This window comes from Candidatus Chloroploca asiatica (assembly GCF_002532075.1).
In the GTDB taxonomy this organism is placed as follows: Bacteria; Chloroflexota; Chloroflexia; order Chloroflexales; family Chloroflexaceae; genus Chloroploca; species Chloroploca asiatica.
On sequence record NZ_LYXE01000122.1, the window covers coordinates 1 to 21,297 of the forward strand.

Annotated in this window: 21 protein-coding genes; 7 read left to right on the top strand and 14 right to left on the bottom strand. The window is 59.3% G+C overall.

What is annotated here, in order from left to right; all coding sequences use genetic code 11:
- On the top strand, positions 1-190 hold a 190-nt coding region (locus tag A9Q02_RS24315; RefSeq protein ID WP_216361537.1), incomplete at its 5' end, for a hypothetical protein.
- 174 nt (positions 191-364) lie between these two features.
- Here A9Q02_RS24315 and A9Q02_RS15925 read toward each other — a convergent pair.
- From A9Q02_RS15925 to A9Q02_RS15935, 3 genes are read right to left on the bottom strand one after another with little or no spacing between them, the layout of a single operon-like run.
- Positions 365-1,186 (bottom strand): beta/alpha barrel domain-containing protein, encoded by an 822-nt coding sequence (locus tag A9Q02_RS15925; RefSeq protein WP_097654077.1) that lies wholly within the window; start codon positions 1,184-1,186, stop codon positions 365-367.
- Positions 1,186-1,821 carry a phosphoribosylglycinamide formyltransferase gene (purN, locus tag A9Q02_RS15930; RefSeq protein WP_097654078.1) on the bottom strand — a complete coding sequence of 212 codons (636 nt, stop codon included), beginning with the start codon at positions 1,819-1,821 and terminating at the stop codon, positions 1,186-1,188. Before purN ends, A9Q02_RS15925 begins: the two co-directional genes overlap by 1 nt.
- A gap of 6 nt (positions 1,822-1,827) precedes the next feature.
- Complete coding sequence (locus A9Q02_RS15935; RefSeq protein WP_097654079.1) at positions 1,828-2,892, bottom strand: 1,9-bis(guanidino)-5-aza-nonane synthase; 1,065 nt, start codon at positions 2,890-2,892, stop codon at positions 1,828-1,830.
- A gap of 400 nt (positions 2,893-3,292) precedes the next feature.
- On the opposite strand from A9Q02_RS15935, the gene A9Q02_RS15940 reads away from it, so the two are divergent.
- The 3 genes from A9Q02_RS15940 to A9Q02_RS15950 all read left to right on the top strand — a co-directional run bounded on the left by A9Q02_RS15940 (position 3,293) and on the right by A9Q02_RS15950 (position 6,694).
- Positions 3,293-4,681, top strand: a complete 1,389-nt coding sequence (locus tag A9Q02_RS15940; RefSeq protein ID WP_097654111.1) for an NfeD family protein — start codon at positions 3,293-3,295, stop codon at positions 4,679-4,681.
- A 22-nt stretch (positions 4,682-4,703) separates the two neighbouring features.
- Complete coding sequence (locus tag A9Q02_RS15945) at positions 4,704-5,483, top strand: slipin family protein (RefSeq protein ID WP_097654080.1); 780 nt, start codon at positions 4,704-4,706, stop codon at positions 5,481-5,483.
- 323 nt (positions 5,484-5,806) lie between these two features.
- Entirely contained in the window at positions 5,807-6,694 is an 888-nt protein-coding gene (locus tag A9Q02_RS15950; protein WP_097654081.1) for a carotenoid biosynthesis protein, read from the top strand.
- Between the two features lie 77 nt (positions 6,695-6,771).
- Here A9Q02_RS15950 and A9Q02_RS15955 read toward each other — a convergent pair whose 3' ends face one another.
- Genes A9Q02_RS15955 through dusB form a run of 3 tightly spaced genes read right to left on the bottom strand, consistent with a single transcriptional unit; the run spans position 6,772 to position 9,108 of the window.
- Positions 6,772-7,551: a lysophospholipid acyltransferase family protein gene (locus A9Q02_RS15955; RefSeq protein WP_097654082.1), complete on the bottom strand. Its 780-nt coding sequence runs from the start codon at positions 7,549-7,551 to the stop codon at positions 6,772-6,774.
- Positions 7,548-8,063, bottom strand: coding sequence for a hypothetical protein (locus A9Q02_RS15960; RefSeq protein ID WP_097654083.1), 516 nt, complete (start codon positions 8,061-8,063; stop codon positions 7,548-7,550). Before A9Q02_RS15960 ends, A9Q02_RS15955 begins: the two co-directional genes overlap by 4 nt.
- Before the next feature lie 4 nt (positions 8,064-8,067).
- Positions 8,068-9,108 carry a tRNA dihydrouridine synthase DusB gene (gene dusB, locus A9Q02_RS15965; RefSeq protein WP_097654084.1) on the bottom strand — a complete coding sequence of 347 codons (1,041 nt, stop codon included), beginning with the start codon at positions 9,106-9,108 and terminating at the stop codon, positions 8,068-8,070.
- A gap of 105 nt (positions 9,109-9,213) precedes the next feature.
- Here dusB and A9Q02_RS15970 point away from each other — a divergent pair, with 105 nt between their 5' ends.
- Complete coding sequence (locus tag A9Q02_RS15970; RefSeq protein WP_097654085.1) at positions 9,214-9,531, top strand: ArsR/SmtB family transcription factor; 318 nt, start codon at positions 9,214-9,216, stop codon at positions 9,529-9,531.
- Here A9Q02_RS15970 and A9Q02_RS15975 read toward each other — a convergent pair.
- From A9Q02_RS15975 to A9Q02_RS16010, 8 genes are read right to left on the bottom strand one after another with little or no spacing between them, the layout of a single operon-like run.
- Positions 9,499-10,740: a flavin monoamine oxidase family protein gene (locus A9Q02_RS15975; RefSeq protein WP_097654086.1), complete on the bottom strand. Its 1,242-nt coding sequence runs from the start codon at positions 10,738-10,740 to the stop codon at positions 9,499-9,501. The genes A9Q02_RS15970 and A9Q02_RS15975 overlap by 33 nt on opposite strands.
- A gap of 14 nt (positions 10,741-10,754) precedes the next feature.
- Positions 10,755-11,501, bottom strand: a complete 747-nt coding sequence (locus A9Q02_RS15980; RefSeq protein WP_097654087.1) for a hypothetical protein — start codon at positions 11,499-11,501, stop codon at positions 10,755-10,757.
- Between the two features lie 33 nt (positions 11,502-11,534).
- Complete coding sequence (locus A9Q02_RS15985; RefSeq protein WP_097654088.1) at positions 11,535-12,614, bottom strand: ABC transporter ATP-binding protein; 1,080 nt, start codon at positions 12,612-12,614, stop codon at positions 11,535-11,537.
- On the bottom strand, positions 12,615-13,427 hold the full coding sequence (locus A9Q02_RS15990) for a hypothetical protein (protein ID WP_097654089.1): 813 nt from the start codon (positions 13,425-13,427) through the stop codon (positions 12,615-12,617).
- 4 nt (positions 13,428-13,431) lie between these two features.
- Complete coding sequence (locus A9Q02_RS15995; protein ID WP_097654090.1) at positions 13,432-14,883, bottom strand: proton-conducting transporter transmembrane domain-containing protein; 1,452 nt, start codon at positions 14,881-14,883, stop codon at positions 13,432-13,434.
- 3 nt (positions 14,884-14,886) lie between these two features.
- Positions 14,887-15,612, bottom strand: coding sequence for a hypothetical protein (locus tag A9Q02_RS16000; RefSeq protein WP_097654091.1), 726 nt, complete (start codon positions 15,610-15,612; stop codon positions 14,887-14,889).
- Positions 15,609-17,348, bottom strand: a complete 1,740-nt coding sequence (locus A9Q02_RS16005; protein WP_097654092.1) for a hypothetical protein — start codon at positions 17,346-17,348, stop codon at positions 15,609-15,611. Before A9Q02_RS16005 ends, A9Q02_RS16000 begins: the two co-directional genes overlap by 4 nt.
- On the bottom strand, positions 17,348-18,418 hold the full coding sequence (locus A9Q02_RS16010; RefSeq protein ID WP_245860581.1) for an NADH-quinone oxidoreductase subunit D-related protein: 1,071 nt from the start codon (positions 18,416-18,418) through the stop codon (positions 17,348-17,350). Before A9Q02_RS16010 ends, A9Q02_RS16005 begins: the two co-directional genes overlap by 1 nt.
- A gap of 132 nt (positions 18,419-18,550) precedes the next feature.
- Between A9Q02_RS16010 and A9Q02_RS16015 the strand changes: the two genes are divergently transcribed.
- Together A9Q02_RS16015 and A9Q02_RS16020 are read left to right on the top strand one after the other, a co-directional pair.
- On the top strand, positions 18,551-19,750 hold the full coding sequence (locus A9Q02_RS16015; protein WP_097654094.1) for an aspartate aminotransferase family protein: 1,200 nt from the start codon (positions 18,551-18,553) through the stop codon (positions 19,748-19,750).
- Between the two features lie 62 nt (positions 19,751-19,812).
- Complete coding sequence (locus tag A9Q02_RS16020; RefSeq protein ID WP_097654095.1) at positions 19,813-21,105, top strand: adenylosuccinate synthase; 1,293 nt, start codon at positions 19,813-19,815, stop codon at positions 21,103-21,105.
- Positions 21,106-21,297: the final 192 nt, after the last annotated feature.

Consider the following 21,297-nt stretch of genomic DNA (forward strand, 5'->3'; position numbering starts at 1 on the left):
CCTGGCGGGTGCCCTGGCGGGTGCCCTGGCGGGTGCCCTGGCGGGTGCCCTGGCGGGTGCCCTGGCGGGTGCCCTGGTGGGTGCCCTGGCGGGTGCCCTGGCGGGTGCCCTGGCGGGTGCCCTGGCGGGTGCCCTGGCGGGTGCCCTGGCGGGCTGCATACACAGAAGATTCAATCGCCCTGCAGGTTAGACCGATTTGGGCAGGTACATGATACCAATATTGTCGCCACGATGCAGACAATTGGGGTCACCCGTATCCTGACGAATAATCCAGACGATTTCGCACCTTTTAGTACGTTTATCACCGTGATACCGCTAGTGTCGTTCTTCGCTCAACAGGCTGGGAGTGCGTAACGAATTGCCCTTAGCCACAGGCTCCCCACTGTGCCGGGGCTCGTAGATCGGTGAGCAGCACGGTGTCGAGGCTGACGGCGGTGGCTCCGGCATCGAGCAGGGCGCGTGCGGCGGCAAGGCTCGTGACGCCGCCGCCGGCAATGATGGGCACGGTCACGGCTGCGGCGAGCGCGGTGAGCTGGCGTAGGACGATGGGGTGCAGCGCTGGCCCGTAGAGCAAGCCTTCGCGATAGCCTGTGGCACTGGCGACGGCAGCGGGTACGCCGTCAGTCAGGGCCAGGCAGTCGGCCCCGGCCGCAACGACGGCCTCGGCGATGGCAAGCATCGTTGCCATTTCGCCTGACAATCTGGCAATTAATGGCAAGGGTGTTGTAGCCCGCGCTGCCGTGATCAGACTCTGTGCTGCGTGTGGTGTCAGGGCTTCAGAGGCAGCAAGGGCGAGCTCGATCCCGCGCACGGCCTCACTCGCCTCAAGTTCCGTCAGCAGACGTTCGAGTTCCGCCGGATGTTCGGCGGCGACACTCACGATGACGGGCAGATTCCAGTTTCGCCAGAGCGGGGCAAAGCGCTCGCGTACTGTACGAACCCCGGGATTGGCCTGCTCATCAGTGAGCACCAGACCTGCCGGGGTCTCGTGGATCTGCGGGTGTGTACGGATCGGGCGCAGCGTCGTGGTGCGGGTGAGCAACGCACCGAGGCCGTGGGTCGGTGGTTGACTGGTCAACCCGAGTTGGCGGGCGACCTCAACGCCATAGCCGACGCTGCCCGCCCCCGCTACGAGGGGCGTGGTCAGGCTGAGCGTATACGGATTGTGGGGCGCAAGATCATACATCAGCGTTGGGCCAGACTGCGCACCACCTCGACAATCAGGCGGCGCTCTTCAACCTTGATCCGTTCGTGCAGACTTGCCGGGGTATCATCGGGGCGCAGGGGCACTTCGGCGCGGGCAAGCACCGGCCCATCGTCCACCCGGGGCGTCACCCGATGAATCGTACAGCCACTCACCGGCAGCCTACGTTGCACGGCCTCGTCAACCACGTGTGCGCCACGCAGGGCGGGTATGACCAGGCCCGTGCTTGTTGTTACGGTATCGCTGCTATCATCGGGCAAAAGCGCAGGATGCTGATTGATCACCCGCTGGGGGAACCAGTTCAAGAAGGCTGGCGAAAGAATCCGCATAAAGCCCGCGAGCACCACGAGATCGGGGGTAAAGGCCGCCGTTACCCCCGCGAGGCGTTGCTCCCACGCGGCGCGCACCATCGCCCGTTGCGGGCCACGCGGCGCGGCGGGCAACGGCACGTGCGCCGTTGCCACCCCGCGCTGCAGCGCACGTTGCAGCCCATATGCGGTAGCCTGGTCACTTACGACCAGGCTCACCTGTGCCCCCAACTGCCCGGCATCTTCGGCCTCGAAGAGCGCCTGAAGATTCGAACCTGTGCCACTAAGCAAAACCGCAACCTGATACATAAGGTATCACTTCTGAGCGTGTGCCGTCGCCGCAGCATAGTCCAGCAGCCGCCCGCTAGCGAGTGCCCGTGCCCATGAACGAGGTTGGCGCTCGCGCCAATTGCCCTTGTGGTACACATACCCGGCGAGCAACGGGAAGGTCACCGTCGCCTCACCAAAGACCATCTGCTCTTGGGCAAGGCTTACCTTGCCCCACGAGTTGGCCTCTTTGAGGGTTGACCCCGAGAGCGCCCCGTCACGTTCATCGGCCACGGTCAATTGTACCGCATACTGGTGCATTGCGGCATCATAGCCAAGGAACTCGGCGGAAACGACAATATCCTGGACAAAATTCTTGGGCACACCGCCGCCGATCATCAGCAACCCGGTGGTGCCAGCCCAGACCTTGATCGCCGTGAGTTCACGGAAGTCCTTGACACTATCAATGCTCACATGGCGGTCGGGATGGACAACCTGGTGGGCAACGAGCCCGAAGCCAGCCGAGCAATCCGAGAACGCGGGCACAAAGATCGGCACGTCGCGGCGATACGCTTCGAGCACAATGCTCTCGGCGTCGGGATGGTGCTCGGCGAGATACGCGCCCATGGCCTGAATAAACTCGCGGCTCGAATAAACTCCGGGTTCCATCGTTTCCGCGATCACACGGATCGTCTCATCGCAGATCCGCAGCTCTTCCTCGTCAATATAGGTATCATAGATACGGTCAATCATCTGCTCGCGCAACGCATTATCATCGGCGAAGGGGTTGCCCTGGTAGTGCCGGAAGCCGAGCGCCTCGAAGAAATCCTGGTCAACAATATTGGCCCCAGTCGAAACAATTGCATCAACCGCATTGCAGCGCAACAGATCAAGGATCACGCCCTTTTGCCCGGCTGAAATCAGGCTCCCAGCGAGCGTCAGAATCACGGTTGCCTCTGGATCGGCAACCATTGCATCGGCAATCTGCGCCGCACGCGCAAGATTACGGGCCTGAAACGCTGTTTGCCCCATCATCTCGATCAGCGGAACCACGTTCACGCGCTTGATATCAAGATGCTCGACCGTCGTATGTAGCAGTTCTTCTTTTGCCATCAGAACCCTCCTTCTGGTATCTCAAGGCCATAAAAAAAGCCCCCGCTGAGGAATCTACGGTACGCCTGTGCGCCCGCCATCAATTCCCAACGTGGCTAATACATATATTATATCACATTCGTAGGGTCAAAGTACGCACTGCTGCCCCGTGCTTTAGGGCGATTGCATCATACGAAACCGGAGACAATAAAGACGCGCTATCAGGGCACCCGCAAGGGGTGCCCCTACCGGTTGGGGCCGGGGCCGGTGTAGGGGCACCCCTCGCGCGTGCCCTGGCGGGGTGCCTACTTCGCCCCTACGACTTTTTATGCAAAAACCCGCAAAGTTTGTCTTTTTTGTCCAAAAACGTATTATACTGAAGTTGGTCTGTACATTTGAGGCAACAGCATCAATGATTCGTATGAAACGTATTCTTCGTCAATGGAGGCTTGGGCGTCTTGGGCGCCTCTGTTTTTTTGGTCTCCTCCTCCTCCACTTTGTTAGCACCCTTGTGCAGCCTGTCGCCGCACAGGCTCGTGGACCACTCTTTACCGTCGAGTTGAGTGGTGTCGTCAGTACCCACACGGTTGATTATCTCCGGCGCACCTTGCGTGAAGCCGAAGCGAATGACGCCGAGCTCTTGCTTATTGAACTCGGTGTGACGGGTGCTGTGTTACGCGATGTACGTCTGGTTGCCGCCGATCTTGCGAATGCCAGTGTGCCCGTCGTGGTTTTTGTTCCGCCCGGGATCGCGAGCGGGGCCGCAGGTTCGTGGTTGTTAGCGGCCTCGCATGTTGCTGCCATGGCCCCGGATACCTCCTTTGGGGTTCCAGTGCCTCTGATCGAAGCCAATGCCAACCTCGGCGAGCAGGCGCGTGAGTTGTTGCTCAACGAGGCGATCCTCCAGCTTGGCTCCTGGAGCCGCGAGCGGGGACGGAACGATGGCTGGGTTGAACCGGCTGTCCGTGAGGGCATTGTGTTCAGCAATGCTCAGGCAATTGAACTTATTCCACCGGCAATCAATCTGGTTGCACGCGACCGCGAAGAGTTGTTGACCCTGCTGGAAGGGCAGGTTGTTGTGCTTGCTGATGGCGAGACTCGTACGTTGCGTACGCTTGGGCAACCCACAAAGCTCCTCGAGCCGACCCTGTGGGAAATGATCCTGATGCTTCTCGCCAATCCGACTGTGGCCTTTCTGTTGCTGATCATGGCGGGGGTTGCCGCCTATGCCGAACTCGTCACACCGACGCTCGGTGTGCTGGCAGGGCTGGCCTTGATCTTGCTCATGATGGCTTTGATTGGCCTCTTTGCCTTGCCTGTACGCTGGTTGGCCGTTTTAGGGCTCTTTCTTGCGTTCGGGCTCGTTGCCGCTGATCTCTTTTTGCCTTCCCAGGGCACTGTTACGGTGCTTGGCTTGGTCTTACTGGTGGTGAGCGCCATGATGATGTTTGACAATGCGCAGGCTCCGGGTGTGGCGGTGGCGTTCTGGGCGATTTTGCTGGTGGCGGTCTTGATTGCCGCGTTTGCGACGGTGGGTGTTTTGCTTGCCGTACGGGCCCGCAATGCACCGGTGACAACTGGTCAGGAGGGCATGATCGGGCGTCTGGCTGAAGTCCGTAAACCCCTCGAACCCGAGGGGATGGTGTTTGTTGAGGGTGCGCTCTGGCGTGCGCTCAGCGAAGATGGTGATGTTGAAATGGGTGAGTGGGTGCGGGTGACCGGGGTCTATGACCTGCGCTTGACGGTGAAACGTCTTGCGTCGACGCCGACCACGGGCGAACGCCCGCACGAACCAAACCCGACCGAATAGTTTAGTCTGAAGGAGTGGGATAATGAATGGTGGAAGTGGTCTTTTTTTGCTTGCCTGTCTGGGTGTCCTAGGTTTTGTCGCCCTGATGGTTTTGCTTTCGTCGATCAAGATTGTGCCTGAATACGAGCGCGGGGTGATCTTTCGCCTTGGACGTCTGGTTGGTGCCCGTGGCCCCGGCCTCTTTTTTGTGGTTCCCGTCTTCGAGCGCATGGTGCGCGTCGATACCCGTGTCATTACGATGGATGTGCCAGCGCAAGAAGTTATTACCCTGGATAACGTCACCATCAAGGTCAATGCGGTGCTCTATTTTCAGGTGATCAATCCCAATTGGGCGGTCACTAAAGTGATGGACTATATTCGTGCGACGATGCAGATTGCGCAGACAACCCTGCGCTCGGTTGTTGGCCAGGGTGAGCTTGACGAGTTGCTGGCCAAGCGTGAATTGATTAATCAGAAGCTTCAGCAGATCATTGATGAACAGACTGAACCCTGGGGCATCAAAGTGACGATCGTCGAGGTCAAGGATGTCGAGTTGCCCCAGAATATGCAACGGGCGATGGCCAAGCAGGCCGAGGCTGAGCGTGAGAAGCGCGCTAAGTTGATCCACGCTGAGGGTGAATTGCAGGCGAGTCGGGCCCTCGCTGATGCTGCCGCTGTCATTGCCAGTGAGCCGGTTACCCTCCAGTTGCGTTATCTCCAGACGCTCACTGAGATTGCCGTCGAGAAGAATAGTACGATTATCTTCCCGTTGCCGATCGAGACGATCAAGCAGTTTATGCCTGCCGAGGATAAGTTGCGCTAGCAACCGGCGATCTTCGGTCGCCGGTTGCGCCTGTAAGGTGTGTACGTTGCGGCCTGCGATCGCCAACGGTCTTAGCTACGACGCGGAGTTTGGGGGCGCAGCCTCTAGAAAATTCGCTTGGGCTAGCGGAAACGACCAGTGCAGTTGGTCGTTTCCGCTGGCCTAAGTATCGGTTTTAGGGCGTTTATCCTAAACCGAGGAAAGATCCAAGAAAAACACAAAATAGGAATGGAATTATGTGGCTTTGACAAGCAAAAAACACGAATTTATAATGATTCTGGTGCTTGCAATGTTTTCATTCTGTCGATAGGAAGTTATCACGTATGTCACACCAGACCACGCGCCTCCGTAAGGGAGTAGCCGCGCTTTTCGCCTCGTACCTTTTTATCTATCCCTGGTCGATTGCTCTTATCGCGCTTGATCGGGTGCCTGTCTGGGGCACTTGGATGGGTGGAGTGTTGCTCTTGTTGCAGGGTTCGTTGATGGGGCTCTGGCTCATTGTCAATTTTGGGCGGTGGGGTGCGTTCGCTTCGCTTTGGATCCTCTTTCTTTCGTGGCTGGTTGAACATACGGGGGCTACAACGGGCTTTCCCTTTGGGGCATTTTCGTATACCGAGGTGTTGCAGCCCCAGATTTTCGGCGTGGTGCCGCTCGCGATCCCCTTTGCATGGCTGCTGGTGGTGACGACCGCAATGGGTGTCGGTGAATTGATCCTGGGTCGTGAAAATCGCCCGATGGCCGAGGATCAGCAGGTGAGCAGTACCAAGGTCTTGATGGCGGCAGTCTTTGCCCTCTTGCTCGATGTGACGATCGAGCCGTTTGCGGTGCATATCAATGGGTACTGGGTCTGGAGTGGGACGCCAGATGATATCTATTATGGCATTCCGCTTTCGAATTTTGTTGCCTGGTTTGTGACCAGTCTGCTGCTGAGTTGGGTGTTGTTGCGCTATCGCGCCAAGGCCGCTCGCCGACGCGAGGCGGCCTATGCGCTCGATGATGTGCAACGCGATGCGGCGCACTTCTTCTGGCCCTGGTTGCCGGTGACCCTCTATTTGACCAATTTGACGATGTTTGTCCTCGTCAATCTGTCGCGTGGGCAAGAGTTCGCTGCGTTGGTCGGTGGTTTGATCATGCTGGCACTTGCTTTTCATTGGGCCTTGCCCCGTCTGGCTCGCCGCATGCGTGAGACCGAGCAGGAGTCGGGGGCGTAAGCCTCCGGATGGGGCCTTGGGGGCCTCATAAGACCTCACAGGTCCTTCAAGACCTGTGAGGTCTGAGCGCCGCTCTGCTACCTTCGGGTGCGCCGAAAGAGTTTGCGAAACCTATCGAATTGCTGGTCAATGCCGCGTTGCCCACGCAAGATGACGGCAAAGCGGTTGCGCTGCTCACCCACAACGTCGTCGCGTAAGGCATCACACGCCTGCGTCAGCCGCTTGTTGAGGTCGCGCATCGTTGCGCGGGCTGAGTCTGCTGCGTCCGCTCGATGCACTGGCCCGATACGGATAAAGGCGTGCGGGCGCTGTTCGCCTGAAAATTCGTAGCGCAGGGCGACTGGGCAGAGGTTCACGTCGCCGTTGAGTTGCGTAATGATACGCGCAACCCCTGGATACATCACGAGCGGGCGTTGATCCTGCGGTACGATCCGCCCCTGCGGGAAGATAAAGACTGACCGCGCTTGCGACCCTTTGCGCTCGCGCAACAGCTTGACCGTGTAGGCCAGCGTACGCTCGGTCTCTGCCGGGTTGCCTCGGTCAAGCCCAAAGGCCCCTGACCAGGTGAAAAAGCGGTACGCACGCAGTTGTTTCTCTTCCATCAACAGGTGCGCGTCGAAACGTCCCTGCAAGACGATGCGGTGGATGATATACATCAGATAGCCATCCCACCATGCGCTGTGGTTGAGATAGAGGATGAGTGGCCCGTCGTCAGGATCGGGCAGGGGGCCGTGACTCTGGAGCCAGACCCGGTCAAAGCTGCTCCAGAGCGACCAGCGCGCAAAGAACCAGTAGAGCAGTTCGTCGCCGAGCCAGTTTTTCGCGGCTGGAAACCTGGGGAGGGGCGCATCGTTCACGTTAAGGCCTCGGGGTGCAAGGCGTGTGCACGTTCATAGACCATGTGCGCCAGGCTAGTGAGTTCAGGGGTCAGTTCGTCGAGGTCAGCCTCGGCGGGCGCATAGAGCTCGCTAAGCACCTCGATCGCCGCCGCATCCAGGGCATGGCGCAGCGGCCACAGCCCTTCTGTCGTGCCATCGGTGAAAGCGACGATCACCGCAAAACGCCGTCGATCGACCGGGGTGGCTTGCTCGATCTGCCGCACGAGCGCATGCATCCGCGCGGGCAATTTCCCTCCCGGCAAGGGCGTCGTAATGAGCAAGACATCGGCGTCGGCGATGTCGTTGAGCACCGGCGTAGTCAGCGGGTCGTCGAGCGAAGGCAGGTCAGTGCTGATCAGGACTTCACCGAAATAGGCCGCCCGTTTGACGGGGGCTAGGGCCGCCAGCATCAGATCGAGGCTGGCGGGAGCCGGGCCACTTGCCATCGTGCTGCCACAGATGCCGAGGGTAAAGATGTAGCCGTCGTGCATGCCCTTACCTTGTGCTTACCTGGTCAACCCAGCGCTCTGGGGCGGTTGCGTGGTGAAAGAAGGTCTGGATATGGCTCCGTGCTTCGTCGAGGGTGCTTGCGTGATGCACGGCGACGCGCAGGTGGCTGCTGTTGGGCATGCCCAGGGCAAACTGGCCGATCAATTGCTTGATTTTGTTGAGCGCCAGCCGGTCGGGCAGCTCTTCTTCACACATCCCCATATAGCGCACCAGAAAATCGAGTTTATCGTTCGGCCCTGGCTCGAAGACCGCTTCGCCCCGCCGCAACTGCGCGATTTGCACAAAGATCCAGGGGTTTTCCATCGCACCCCGCCCGATCATCACCCCGTCTGCCCCGCTCTCATAGAGACGAACCAGGGCGTCTTCAGCGGTTTTTACGTCGCCACTGCCAATGACCGGAATCGTCACAACCTGCTTGACGGCGGCGATCCGACGCCAATCGGCACTCCCTTTGTAGCCTTGCTCGCGGGTACGTGGGTGCAAAGCGAGTGCGGCAATGCCCGCATCCTCGGCAAGCCGGGCGGTCTCAAGAAAATTGAGATTGTGCTCGTCCCACCCGGCGCGAAATTTGAGCGTCACCGGGATCGTGACGGCTGCCGTCACCGCTCGCAAGACTCGTTGCATCTTGGGCAGGTCGCGCAGCAATGAGGCCCCGTGACCGCCACCGGTGACCTTGGGCGATGGACAGCCACAGTTGATATCGAGAATATCGGCCCCCAACCCTGCGACGGTGCGAGCCGCTTCGGCAATCAGATCGGGATCATTGCCCGAAATCTGCATCGTCAGCGGGCGCTCTTCGGGGTAAAAATCGAGCAGTTTATGGCGTTTCAAGGCCTTGGGGGTGACACTGGCCGCATTGGTCATCTCGGTGCTGACCAGGCCGCACCCACCGAGGCGCAGGATCATCCGGCGAAAGATGCTGTCAGTCACCCCCGCCATCGGGGCAAGGGTGATATTTGGGGCGATCTTGATGTCGCGAATAGTGTAACTCGAGGGCAGTGCCTCGATGATAGTTGGCGTGAGCATAGCTAGATTATAGCGCAGCCTGAACGGAATTGTAAAGAATCGCCTTGACAGCATGGCTTGCACGGCGTAGCATTACACCATGCAACCTCAGCGAGGAGGTAGGGTATGGGGAACAGTAATGGCTCCGATCCGTTGCACGGTCCGGATCAGCGGCTCTCACAGGCGTGCAAGGCTATGGGCAATCCGGTTCGTCTGGCGATTTTGCGGTATGTGATGCGGCATCCCGATTGCATCGGGAACGAGATCCTGCTTCATCTCCCCGATGGTGGCCCTCATGCGCAGTCAACGTTGTCACAGCATCTGCGGGTCTTGCGTGATGCCGAGTTGCTCGAAGCCTATTCAGATGGTCCCGCCGTCTGCTATCGGGTCAATGCTACCCAGATCGCTTGGCTACGCGATCAACTCGGTGCCCTGGTTTGCTAGGATCGCCTCTGCTGCCTGATGCCCACTCTCGATGGCCCCATGCACGGTTGCCAGATGGCCGTTCGTTGCGCACGCTTCGCCTGCAAAGTAGAGCGCGTCGTCAACTGGTGCAGCGAGCATGGCGCGGGCTGCCCCCATGCCTACCGGACTGTAACTATAGGCCCCGTTGCTCCACGGATCGTTGGACCATGCGCTCATCTGGCCTCCCAGCCAGGCCTGACGTACTTCGTTGCCAAACAGGCTCGTCAGTTCGTTCAGGGCTAAGGTGAGGACTTGATCTTCGCTCATATGCGCGAGCGCGAGCGCCGCCGCCCCGCCCTGATAGCCCATAAGCGCTGGTGTGGTGGTGCTCACCACCGGCCACCAGGTGACGATCTTTCCATCGGTGCTCATGATGGTGAAAGGTTCCCAGCACTGCCGATCGAACCAGAGCACAAGCTTGGTCACGTGGCCCATGGCGATGCGTTCAAGGGCGGCCTGTTTGGTGGCGGGTAGTTCAGGGGTGAAGGTGATTGTTCCCGCCTGGAGCACCCCCAACGGCACGGTGATGATCACGCGGGGCGCGACGTGCTGGGTGCCATCTATCAGGGTCACGACGGCTTCGCCGCGTTGCCAGGTGATCTTGGTCACCGGGGCGCCGGTCTTGATGGTCAACCCAGCGGCTATGGCTGTCACCAGGGTCGCGTAGCCATCGAGCAGGTGGAAATTGCCTTGCCCGTTGGTGCTGGTGCGCCGTTCGTGGGCCAGGGCCGTCGCGCTCAAGCGGGCAGGATCAGCCCCTTCGAGATTTGTCAGCCAGCGTAGGGTCATCTGGGCCGCCGGCTCGTCAGGCTCAGCAAGGCTCGCCATCACGTCGGCCACACTTCGCTCGGGGCCCGCATATGTGGTGACGGCCTCGTAGAATTGATACGTCAGGGCGATGCACGGATCGTCGGTGGCAAGCATGGTTCCCCGGCGGGCAAAACGGCGATCACTTCCCCAGGCTTGGGTTCGTAGCCCGGCAGCCTGCACATACTGCCAGGTTGTCGCCTGCGCACCATGAATAAACTCGGCCCCGAGCTCGACCGGCCCATAGCGGTGATCCGTCCAGATCCTGCCCCCGATGCGTTCACGTGCTTCCAGCAGCAACACTTTCCAACCGGCCTCGTAGAGACGCCGACCTGCGGCGAGCCCGGCAGCGCCTGCGCCAATAATGATCACCTCGTTCATGGTCGCACCTACGCTTATTGTGTACTAAAGATCAGATCACGTCGGGCAAATGCGTAGATCGCAAGCCCGAGGAGCGAAATGAGGAGCGACGCCTGGGCGAAGAGATTCGCCAGGGCTGTGGCGGAACTGTAATCGCGGGTGACTGCGAGTTGAAAGCCATAAAAGGCGGGCACCAGGGGGCCACCAAGCAGCGCTTGTAGGGCGCGGAGCAGGGCCCGCACTGCTTCGGGAAGCGCATTGAGTAGTTGCCCACCGATGAAATTCCCTGAAAAAGCGAGCGCGATCAGGCTCAAGATAAAGAGCCGCCAGCCGGTCGGCAAGACCAGCGGTGAGAGCAAGAGCATCAAGGCGGCGAGCAGGCCAATATTGAGGAGCAACGGCAGGGTGCCGAGCAGCCAGTTGAGCAGATCAAGCTCGGTGGGAGGATTGAACAAGGCGACGATGACCGAGATAAGCCCATATGTTCCGGCGACAAGTGTCCACGCCGTGAAAAAGAGCCCGAGGAGAAAGGTGGCTCGTCCGATGCCCCGTGAGACAACGACATAACCCTGGGGGCGATCCCCGAGGCTGATCACGATTGCCATCGTATAGAGCGTCAACAGGGGCGTAAAGATGCCGACGACATTGAAAAAGTAGGTCACATCCATTGGGCGACGCAAAAAGATCGCATAGATCAGCAGGGCGGCAATGATCTCGATGGCAACCCGTCCCGAGCGTAGATATTCGAGTAGCGAAAAGCCGGTAAATCGTAACAGCCGCATACCTCTGTTCGTCTCCTGTGGCTCAACGGTGCCTTATTTGTCTTCGGTCTTTCCGGTTTGCAACAGTTCATGCAAAAGAGGATCGCGCTCACCCTGGCGCTCGGGTGACGCCACCTTCTCGGGAGGCGTGCGGGTGAGGATGGGGCGCTGTGAGTTATTGAACATGCCCAAGGACGTGTGGAGGCCGCTCGGTAGTTTGGTGGCTTGAATGGTTTCAAGGTAGAGGCGTTCAATGGGGTTTTCCAGCGGCTCGAGCATCAGGATGACCACATTCGCATCTAGCAGGGTCCGCAAAACCGCTGCTTGCAAACGCGGTGAATTCTGGCTGATGCGCACACTCTGGCCTTCACAATGAATACCTGGCCCGAGGGTGTGCAGCGCTTCTTGGACTTGTGCCGTCATCCCTTGTACCTTGATCCGTACGCTATTTACGATGCCCTGCAGATCAGCGACCTTTCTTTCGACCGCAATGCGCCCGTTCGCCATGATCCCGACGCGATCACAGAGTTGATCAATCTCATGCATATAATGCGTACACAGAAAGAGCGTGTGGTTGCGCTGGCGCACCTCGTTGAGCAGGTCGATTACCTCACGCTGTCCCGTAGGATCGAGCCCACTGGTCGGCTCATCAATCAGCAAGAGATCGGGATCCATCAGCAACGCCTGCGCAATGCCAAGGCGTTGCAGCATGCCCTTCGAGAAGGTTGCCAGGCGGCGGTCGGCTACCTCGGTGAGGCCCACCAGGGCCAATTCACGGTCAACCCGCTCGTGCATGGCTGCCCCGGTCAACCCACTGAAACTTCCGAGAAAGCGCAGGTACTCACGGGCACTGTAGGCCATGTGGTAACGCTGTCGTTCGGGCAGATAGCCAACCCGTAACCGGATTTGCTCAAGCCTGGTGGTGCCAAGCAGTGCGATCTGTCCCCGGTCAGGTCGCAAAAAACCCAGCATCAAATGGATCAACGTTGATTTGCCCGCTCCGTTGGGGCCCAGCAAGCCGAAAGACTCGCCTGCTCCGACCCGCAGATTGAGCCCTTGCAACACTGACACATCGCCATAGGCCTTGTACAGATTAGCAATGTCAATAACGGCTGTCACTGAAGCTCCAAGCATTTAGCGTACCACACTCAGCACCACCGTTGCGACCAGGGTCAACGGTAGGGGCCAGATCAAACAGAAGCGCAGGGCATCGGGCAGGGTCAGGCGTGCCTGGCGACCGTCAAAGTTACGCAAGAGTAGTGCCCCGATCACGATCCCGCCCACGATCAGCGGCAAGCTGATGAAGGTTGGAACCAAGCCGACTGGTAACACGGCCACGAGCACGGCTGCTAGCAACATTCCGGCGCGCAGATCACGGGCTAGTTTGTCCAAAGCCTGCCCATCGGCATCGAGCCCGGCCGCCACCCCCCCTGGGGTGATAAACTCTTCAGGACCAAAGGGACCCCACCCGATTGCTATCGGGAAGGCGATCAGGGCCCCGAGCAGGGCAAGCATATGGGCAAGTAGAGCGATTGTATCCCAGCGTTGATGCAAGGTCAAGGCCACCGCGAGGGCTCCCCACAATAAGGCCCGCGCCAAAGTGCCAAGCTGGGCTTCGCGGATTGCCGCCCGCCCGAGCGCTGGTCTTCCGGTGAGCAAGGCTGGCACAAGGGGCACCAGAAACGCTAGTTCAAAGGCGAGCCAAGCCCAGAGCCAGCTTGTCGTGGCCCCACTCGGATGCAGCGGCCAGGGCAACAACGCCAACCCCAGGCTCGCCAGCACCAGTCCAGCCAAATGGGCCCGTCCCTCCTGGCTTTGGAGTGCTGCCATGCCCTCGACACCAGGCTTCCCCCGGCGTACCACACGGTAGAGCAACCCCGCGACAAGGGCGGTCAACGCCCCGGGATACAGGAGCGCCGAGCCAATGATGAGTAGAAGAGCATTCATAAGCCTACAAAGCCTGGATAAAGGCGAGACCACGGATTGCCTCATCAATCACCGCGAGCAACGGTTGTGGATAGAGGCCCACGCCGAGGGTGATGAGCATCAAGAGCAACGTCAACACAGCGGCACTCGGCGGTTCGGGTTCCAGGCGACGCTGGGGCGGACGGTCGAGTTCGGTTTCACCGAGCATCAGTGGCTCGACCACCAGCGTATCTTCGCCGGGGCCTAGCAACCGTTCAGCGGCGATCCGTGCCAGGCCAAGCCCGGCGAGCAGCGTGCCGAGCAACAAAATCGACAACTCGAGCCAACCCTTCTCGGCAGCCGCCTGATAGATCAACAGATGGCTCATCGCCCCACCGAGCGGTGGTAGCCCGAGCAGCGAGAGCCCACTGACGATCAACCCGGTCGCCGCGACCGGCCAGCGCCGCAAGAGATCCCGTCTGACCACCCCTGGTGTGCGTCCATCGGGGCGTTCGAGCAACCCGAGGCTCACAAAGAGCAGCATCACGGCCAGGGTCTGATTAAAAGCCCCAAAGATCGCCCCCGCGAGTCCGAGTTCTGAGACGGCAGCCAGGCCGTAGAAGACGATCCCGCAATGGTAGAGGATCAGGTACGCGCTTGTCCGCCGCAACGATGCCGGTGCCAGGGCAAGGAGCCCCGCAACGATGACGCTGACCAGCGCCCCGAGGCGTATCACAAAGAGCACCTCGGCACTCTCGACGAGCAGCATCGGATAGCTTTGAAACACGAGAATCAGCACGAGCAGACTCGTCGTATTGAGCAGGGTAATCGTCACGGCCGAAACAAGCGTCTCGGCGTAATCAACCAGATCGGTGAGCCACGTATGAAACGGGATCAGCGCCAGGCGAAGGGCGAAACTGGTCGCAAGCAGGGCCAGAATGAAACGGGCAAGCGAAATCCGCCCGGGTAGTTCCCCAGGCTGGAAGACATCAGTCAGGACAAACGCAATATACATCAAGACTGTAGCCACGACCATCAAGACGAGATACTTGAGCGCTGCGGCAATGACCCGTGTACTGACGAGCGCACTCGCGCCTACAGGCAGATCAACGATCGTCAGAACGGTGGTCAAGCTGGTTGAAGCAAGCAAAAGCGTGGTAATAAATGGATCTTGCAACAAGAGTACGCCACTGATCTGGGCGAGCGTCAGCAGCGTAATTGGCACAAAATTCTCGCCATGCGGCAAATGGCGGGCGGCAACAAAGGCAAACACCCCGATCCCGAGAAAGATCAGCAAAAAGACCTGCCCCAGCGTACTCAGCGTCAGCGTCACCCCGAGAAAGCGGGTTGGCTGGTCAATCGGCAATTGTAGCGCGATCCAGACTTGCGTCAGTACCGTGCCGAGCGCCGCAAAAATAACCAGTTCGCTTCTCCGTCGCAGGATAAACGTACTGATCGCCATCGTGATCGGAAAAAAGATCAAAAGCAAATAGAGCATGGCCTACCGATAGAGCTCACTCAGATCAAGGGTCTTGAGTCGTCCGTAGAGGAGCCCGCTCAAATACGCTACGGCCAAGGCCAGCAGCAGATGGAACAGGCTCAAGAGCGCAAGTGGGATGACATTCAGCCCACTCGCATCAGGTGTACTAACTACTGCCATATAGAGCACGTCAACGGCACTTACACAGAGCAGCAAGCCGAGGCCGATCTTCAACACATCAACCGCCGTTGCGATAGTCAAAATACCCGTCAGCACCAGCCAGTACCAGACAAAATCACTGGCTACCGTGGGTGCAATCGCATAGACTCGTGGCAGGATCAGGCTGGCCAGCAGGGCGAGGACGCCAGCCCAGAAGGGCAACACATACTCACTGAACTGAAACGGTTGATTGGCGCGCTGGCGTTGCGCGGCGCGAGCGGCCCGGCGCAACTCGGCCATGCCAAACTCATCGAGATTCTCGAGGCCATACTCGCGTGAGAAGGTGAGCGCGGTAATGCCCAGGATCAGCGCGACACTGATCCCGGTAATAACCTTGACGATGAGCAGGGTACTCACCGCGAATCCAAAGATCGGCAGATCCCCGCTAATAAACTGCTGCTCGACGAGGAAGAAGGCCTGGGCCACATAGTTGAGCAACAGAGCAGCAACGGTAATGCGCCAATCCCGAAACAGCAGGATGACTGCGGCTGTAATCCCAATTCCAAGCAGAAGCCAGTTGATACTCATTGTGCCATCAACAACATAATCGTAAGCAGCGCTGCCAACATACCCAGCAGATAGTAGCGCTGTTCAAAGAATCCAAGCACAAACCGCAACCCTTGACTGACGCCTTGCAACGCTCGCCAGATAGTCTGCCAGCCCTGGGTTGGGTTACTCAGGTGCGCTAGAGGTTGCAACACCGTTCCTAGTCCTTCGGCAGTCAAGAAGGTGAGTTCCTCGTCAAGATCCCGTTCGAGCGTCCGTGCAATGGGGCGACGAGCAAGCATAAGTGCCAGTACGATCAAGACGCCGCCTGCGATCCCGGTCGCAAGTTGGGCCCCGAAGCTGACCGGAAAGTCCACCGGGGCAAAAGTAAGCGTGGCGAGCCACGGTTCCCACACGAGGGTAGGGATCAGCCCGAGCAGCACGACTGGGGCACCCGCCATCGCAAGCAGCAGCCGCTCAACCAAACTCATCCCCGATCCGGTGCGTTCCTTGCCCTGCCCCCAGAGCCGGGCGAGGGGCACGAGGAGGGCCAGTACCATCAGCACCATGCTTGCAATGACCAGGGCAAGCAGCCAGGGGTACTGCTCTTGGATAGCTTGGAAGAGCCACAGACGTGGCCAGAACCCCCATAGCGGCGGCAAGCCGAGGGCGAGTGCGCCTGCAACGAGCCACGTCACCCCGACGAGCCGGGGCAACGCGAGGCCTGGCACTGTAACGTCGTCGCTCCCCGTCATGCGTTCAAAGCTCGCCACGGCTGTCGCCCCAATGACCCCACTCAACATCAGGCTGACCAGTTGCCCTGGCGCGGCCAGCGCGGCCAGCGGCCCGGCCAGGCCGATACTAACCACAATGGCGGCCACTTGAAACGTCAGCATCAACGCAAGCAATGGACGCAGACGCCGGGTGGCAAGTGCTGCTGCGGCACATCCGAGCATGCCGAGTGTTCCGAGCAGCGCGATCGCGATCGCCCAGCGATTAGGTAAAATCGGCAAAGCACTGATGACTTGCAAGAACCAGTTGAGGCCTGCCACCGGCATAGCGAGCCCATAGATCAGGGTTGCCAGGGGCGCAGGAAAGGCAAAGGCCTCGTTGCGGCCGCCGGCCAGGGGGGGGCTTCCGGCAAAGGCAAACGCCGCGACAAGCAGCAACACGAGGGCCGGCCACATCGAGAGGCTTCCATCTTCAATCAGCGTACCAGGGGCAAGGATGGCGGCGGCTACCAGCAGACTTGCCAGCAGACCTGTGATCAAGCCGCGGGGCAACAAGGCGGGAGTCTCTGGCGCAACCGCCGTGCCAGTTGTGACCCCACTAGCCTGAAACATCGCATAGCCACTGAGCGTCATCACGGTCCAGGCCAACGGATGGACAAGCGAAAACGGAGGGGCGGCCAGACTCATCACGGCTGCCGTCAAACAGATCAGCGCCCAGCCAAAAATCGCCCCAAACCCACGCACCCCAGGGGCGATGGCCGCAGCGAGCGAGAGGAGCATCAGCCCGCCGCTCCCCAGGAGGGTCAGTGCGAGCGCACGTTCATTTGCTAGCAAACCGGGCGTGAGGCTTGCCTGCACGGTACCCAGCAGCAACATCACGATCGGCGGTTCATCAGGTGTTGCCAACGGTGCTATGCCAAGGATGCCAACGCTGATCAGCATCATGAGCGCCGCGCCAAACCCGATCTGGCGTGCAGGCACAAGCTGTCCAAGCCCAAAGCTTAGCGCTGCAGCAAGCAGCAAAATAGTTGGTACAAGGAAAAACATCAGTAGCCTGTCTCCACACAGGTATCACATGGATCAGTGGAAACAAAGACCAGCGCGGCATCATCAACCTGTGCATTCACAAGCAGACTACGGGTCAACAAGCGATCAACTTGTGGCGCGAGCCGATAGCTGACACTGGTCAAACGACGGCCATCACTCTCGACATGATAGGTAATGGGGCCACGGGCCCCTTCGACGGTTGCATTGGTGATACTTGCCGGCAAGCGTTCGGGCAACTCCCCACAAATCTCGCCGCCGGGCAACTCACGCGAAGCCCGTCCAACCAACTTGAGGCTCTCGAGCAACTCAAGCACCAGCACGACCAGCCGCGCATACACATCGCCACTCGGCTGAGTCACCCGTTCTGGTGGCAGGCTCGCATATGCTGCATAGGGCTTGTCGATCCGCAAATCGCTGGTGAGCCCCGAGGCGCGCCCGAGGGGGCCTTCGAGCCGGAACTGCGTGGCGGCGTGGGTGGTAATGACCCCGACATCCACCGTACGGGCGAGCAACGAACGCTGGCTCAGCATGCGGTCAACAACAGGGAAGAGGATCGCAATGAGTTCAACCGAGGTCTGCTCAAGCACTTCACGTACCGAGGCATCGCTATCATAACCTACACCACCGGGGATGAGCCAGTCACCTGGTTCAGTCGCCGTCAGCGTGGTCAAGGTGGCCTGGAGGCGTGCGTCCGTGGTGGTGAAGGGTTCGGCGAGACTAGCGAGGCCCAGCGCCGTCAAGATCGCAGCGACGGCGGCTGCATGCGAACTAGCCCGTTCAAGTTCTGCTGCGGCAACCCGTAAAAAAGCTGCCCGTGGGGGGACTTCAATGCCCGCCAGAAGTTCGATCGCTTGACAGAGCGCCAGGCCATGAGCGACCCCGCATCCCGGGGCTGATTGGGCCGCAGCCGCAATGAGTTGGGCCGGGGTAAACTGGGCAGCATGGGTCAGCGCTGTCTCGGTCGCGGTATCGGGACGATATTCGACATCCACAATCCGCTCGCCATCGATTTTGAGCAAGATGCGCTGAGGACGGGTCAAGCCCGGGGCTTGCGGTTTGAGCGTCAGCACATAGGTCAAGCAGAGCCTCCTGCGCCCGTCGGTGCGGGACGGCACATGGTACATATTGCTGGCGCATTATACCATGACAGAGTGCTATAATCGTCGTCATACATCATCCTGCCTTATTGCGAGGAGTAGCGTATGTCAACTGATGCGACAACAGGGCTCATTCAGGCCGATCATGAGTACATTTTGCAGACCTATGTCAAGCCTGATTTTGTCCTCGAGCGTGGTGAAGGGGTCTATCTTTTTGATACCGAAGGGCGGCGGTATCTCGATTTTGTGGCCGGCATTGCGGTCAATGCGCTCGGCTATGGCGATCCTGAGGTGACCAGTGCGATCGCCGAACAGGCGGCCAGGTTGATCCATGTCTCGAATCTCTATCATACCGCCCCGGCAGGCGAGTTGGCCCGTTTGCTGGTGGAGCATAGCCCGGGTCTTGACCGGGTCTTTTTTGGCAATAGTGGGGCCGAGGTGATCGAGGGAGCCCTCAAATTTGCCCGTCGTTATGCTCGTGAGCATTATGGCGAAGGTAAAACGGCGATTGTTGCTTTTGATGGCTCATTTCATGGACGCACGATGGGTGCGCTTGCGGTGACAGCCCGCGATAAGTATCGTGAACCCTTTATGCCGGTGATGCCCGGGGCTCGCTTTGCCACCTACAATGACCTTGCCTCGGTTGAAGCGGCGATGGGCGACGATGTCTGTGCCGTGATCCTCGAGCCGGTACAGGGCGAAGGTGGTCTGCGGGTTGCCGATGCCGCGTTTCTCCAGGGGGTGCGCGAACTCTGTGACCGCTACCATGCCCTGCTCATCTTTGATGAGATCCAGTGTGGCATGGGGCGTACCGGGACGCTCTGGGCGCACGAGCCTTCGGGCGTACGGCCTGATCTGATGACGCTGGCCAAACCGCTTGCCGGTGGCTTGCCGATCGGGGCTATCTTGCTGGGCCAGCATGTTGCCGATGCGATCCATGTTGGCGATCATGGCACTACCTTTGGCGGCAATCCCCTGGCGACCGCCGTTGGCAGCGTCGTCTTCAAGCGCATCAATGATCCCGCCTTTCTGAGCCATGTTCGCGAGGTGTCAAGCTACCTTGACGAGTCGCTGCAGGATCTCGCGGCCGATCTGCCTGGCCAGGTACGTGAACTTCGTGGACGTGGCCTGATGCGCGGTGTTCAACTCAATGTCCCTGCTGCGCCGGTACGGGAAATAGCCCAGCAACAGGGCTTGCTCGTTGCCACAGCGGGCGACGACATTCTTCGTCTGGTTCCCCCGTTAATTACCGAAACAGGTCATATTGACGAAGCCCTGACCATCCTGCGACGTGCGCTCGTGTAAGCCAGTCAAGCACCATATGGTACAATCTACCCAACGCTAGCTCAGCTTGAAAGGGAACGCATATGCCCGTTGTAGCGCTCATTGGTGCCCAGTGGGGCGATGAAGGTAAAGGACACCTGGTCGATCTCCTGGCCAACAAAGCGCGCCTGGTGATCCGTTATGGTGGAGGAAATAACGCCGGCCATACGGTCGTCAATCATCTGGGTACCTTCAAGCTACACCTCGTACCTTCGGGTATCTTTGATCCTGGCATTGTCAATGTCATTGCCTCGGGGGTTGTCATTGACCCCGAAGCGCTGATCAAAGAGATCGCCGGTCTCGAGGCGTCGGGGGTGAGTACTGCCAAGCTTTTTGTGAGCGAGCGCGCCCACGTGGTGATGCCGTACCATATGTTGCTTGACCAGTTGCAGGAAGATGCCCGTGGTATCGGCAAGATTGGCACAACCGGGCGTGGGATTGGCCCGGCCTATGCTGATAAAATGAGCCGTACCGGGATCCGCATCGGCGACCTGTTGCACGAAGAGACGCTGCTCAATCGTTTGACCGCTGTGCTTGAAGAAAAGAATCGGGTGCTGACCAGGCTCTACAATGTCAAGCCTATCTCGCTCCACGATACGTATCTGCGCTACCTCGAGTTTGGCCGTCAACTCGCCGAGCATATTACCGACGTGCATCCGATCATCCACCGTGCGCTCGAAAAGGATCTGCCGGTCTTGCTTGAAGGTGCGCAAGGGACGTTGCTCGATATTGATCACGGCACGTACCCCTATGTCACCTCTTCGCCTCCAGGGGCCGCCGGGGCCTGCCAGGGTGCTGGCATTGGTCCAACCCAACTCGACTCGGTGATTGGGGTCTTTAAGGCCTATACGACACGGGTTGGCGAGGGTCCCTTCCCAACCGAAATTGATGGCCCTGACGCCGATATTCTGCGCCAGATTGGCACGCCCTGGGCCGAAGTTGGGGTGACGACCGGTCGTCTGCGTCGCGTCGGTTGGTTTGATGCCGTGTTGGCGCGCTATGCCACGCAGATCAATGGCATTGATACGGTCGCGATTACCAAACTTGATGTACTCGATACCGCACCGACGATCAAAATCTGTACGGGCTATCAATTGCACGAGACGCAACTCGATTATCCGCCGGCGACCGTGGCCGTGTTGGGCCAGGTCGAGCCGATCTATGAAGAGATGCCCGGCTGGATGACGCCGACAACGCACGTACGTCACTTCCACGATCTCCCCGATGCCGCGCAAGCCTATGTCTCCCGGCTCTGCCAGTTGATCGGTGCCCGCCTCGGGATCGTCTCGGTTGGCCCCGACCGCGAACAGACTATCATTGCCGCCGAAGTCTTTTAGCCCTTGATGGGGGTTGACGCCAGCGCTGCTAGGTAGCTCGCCGGTGTGTACAAACGACCAGCCAGGCTGGTCGTTTGTACACACCGGCAAAGGTTTGACATCGCTTTGTGGTATATGCTACGATAGCACGTGCAAGCGGTCAATCTGGAATGCATATTATAGATAAGCGGTATCTATACCCTAACCGCAAGC

What these genes read in the sequence shown, in the direction of transcription:
- A9Q02_RS15935 (WP_097654079.1), bottom strand. Translation starts at nt 2,892, where the DNA reads ATGGCAAAAGAAGAACTGCTACATACGACGGTCGAGCATCTTGATATC.
- A9Q02_RS15980 (WP_097654087.1), bottom strand. Translation starts at nt 11,501, where the DNA reads ATGCGGCTGTTACGATTTACCGGCTTTTCGCTACTCGAATATCTACGC.
- A9Q02_RS16020 (WP_097654095.1), top strand. Translation starts at nt 19,813, where the DNA reads ATGCCCGTTGTAGCGCTCATTGGTGCCCAGTGGGGCGATGAAGGTAAA.
- A9Q02_RS15925 (WP_097654077.1), bottom strand. Translation starts at nt 1,186, where the DNA reads ATGTATGATCTTGCGCCCCACAATCCGTATACGCTCAGCCTGACCACG.
- A9Q02_RS15985 (WP_097654088.1), bottom strand. Translation starts at nt 12,614, where the DNA reads ATGCTTGGAGCTTCAGTGACAGCCGTTATTGACATTGCTAATCTGTAC.
- A9Q02_RS15990 (WP_097654089.1), bottom strand. Translation starts at nt 13,427, where the DNA reads ATGAATGCTCTTCTACTCATCATTGGCTCGGCGCTCCTGTATCCCGGG.
- A9Q02_RS16015 (WP_097654094.1), top strand. Translation starts at nt 18,551, where the DNA reads ATGTCAACTGATGCGACAACAGGGCTCATTCAGGCCGATCATGAGTAC.
- purN (WP_097654078.1), bottom strand. Translation starts at nt 1,821, where the DNA reads ATGTATCAGGTTGCGGTTTTGCTTAGTGGCACAGGTTCGAATCTTCAG.
- dusB (WP_097654084.1), bottom strand. Translation starts at nt 9,108, where the DNA reads ATGCTCACGCCAACTATCATCGAGGCACTGCCCTCGAGTTACACTATT.
- A9Q02_RS15960 (WP_097654083.1), bottom strand. Translation starts at nt 8,063, where the DNA reads ATGCACGACGGCTACATCTTTACCCTCGGCATCTGTGGCAGCACGATG.
- A9Q02_RS16000 (WP_097654091.1), bottom strand. Translation starts at nt 15,612, where the DNA reads ATGAGTATCAACTGGCTTCTGCTTGGAATTGGGATTACAGCCGCAGTC.
- A9Q02_RS15970 (WP_097654085.1), top strand. Translation starts at nt 9,214, where the DNA reads ATGGGGAACAGTAATGGCTCCGATCCGTTGCACGGTCCGGATCAGCGG.
- A9Q02_RS16005 (WP_097654092.1), bottom strand. Translation starts at nt 17,348, where the DNA reads ATGTTTTTCCTTGTACCAACTATTTTGCTGCTTGCTGCAGCGCTAAGC.
- A9Q02_RS15945 (WP_097654080.1), top strand. Translation starts at nt 4,704, where the DNA reads ATGAATGGTGGAAGTGGTCTTTTTTTGCTTGCCTGTCTGGGTGTCCTA.
- A9Q02_RS15995 (WP_097654090.1), bottom strand. Translation starts at nt 14,883, where the DNA reads ATGCTCTATTTGCTTTTGATCTTTTTTCCGATCACGATGGCGATCAGT.
- A9Q02_RS15950 (WP_097654081.1), top strand. Translation starts at nt 5,807, where the DNA reads ATGTCACACCAGACCACGCGCCTCCGTAAGGGAGTAGCCGCGCTTTTC.
- A9Q02_RS15975 (WP_097654086.1), bottom strand. Translation starts at nt 10,740, where the DNA reads ATGAACGAGGTGATCATTATTGGCGCAGGCGCTGCCGGGCTCGCCGCA.
- A9Q02_RS15940 (WP_097654111.1), top strand. Translation starts at nt 3,293, where the DNA reads ATGAAACGTATTCTTCGTCAATGGAGGCTTGGGCGTCTTGGGCGCCTC.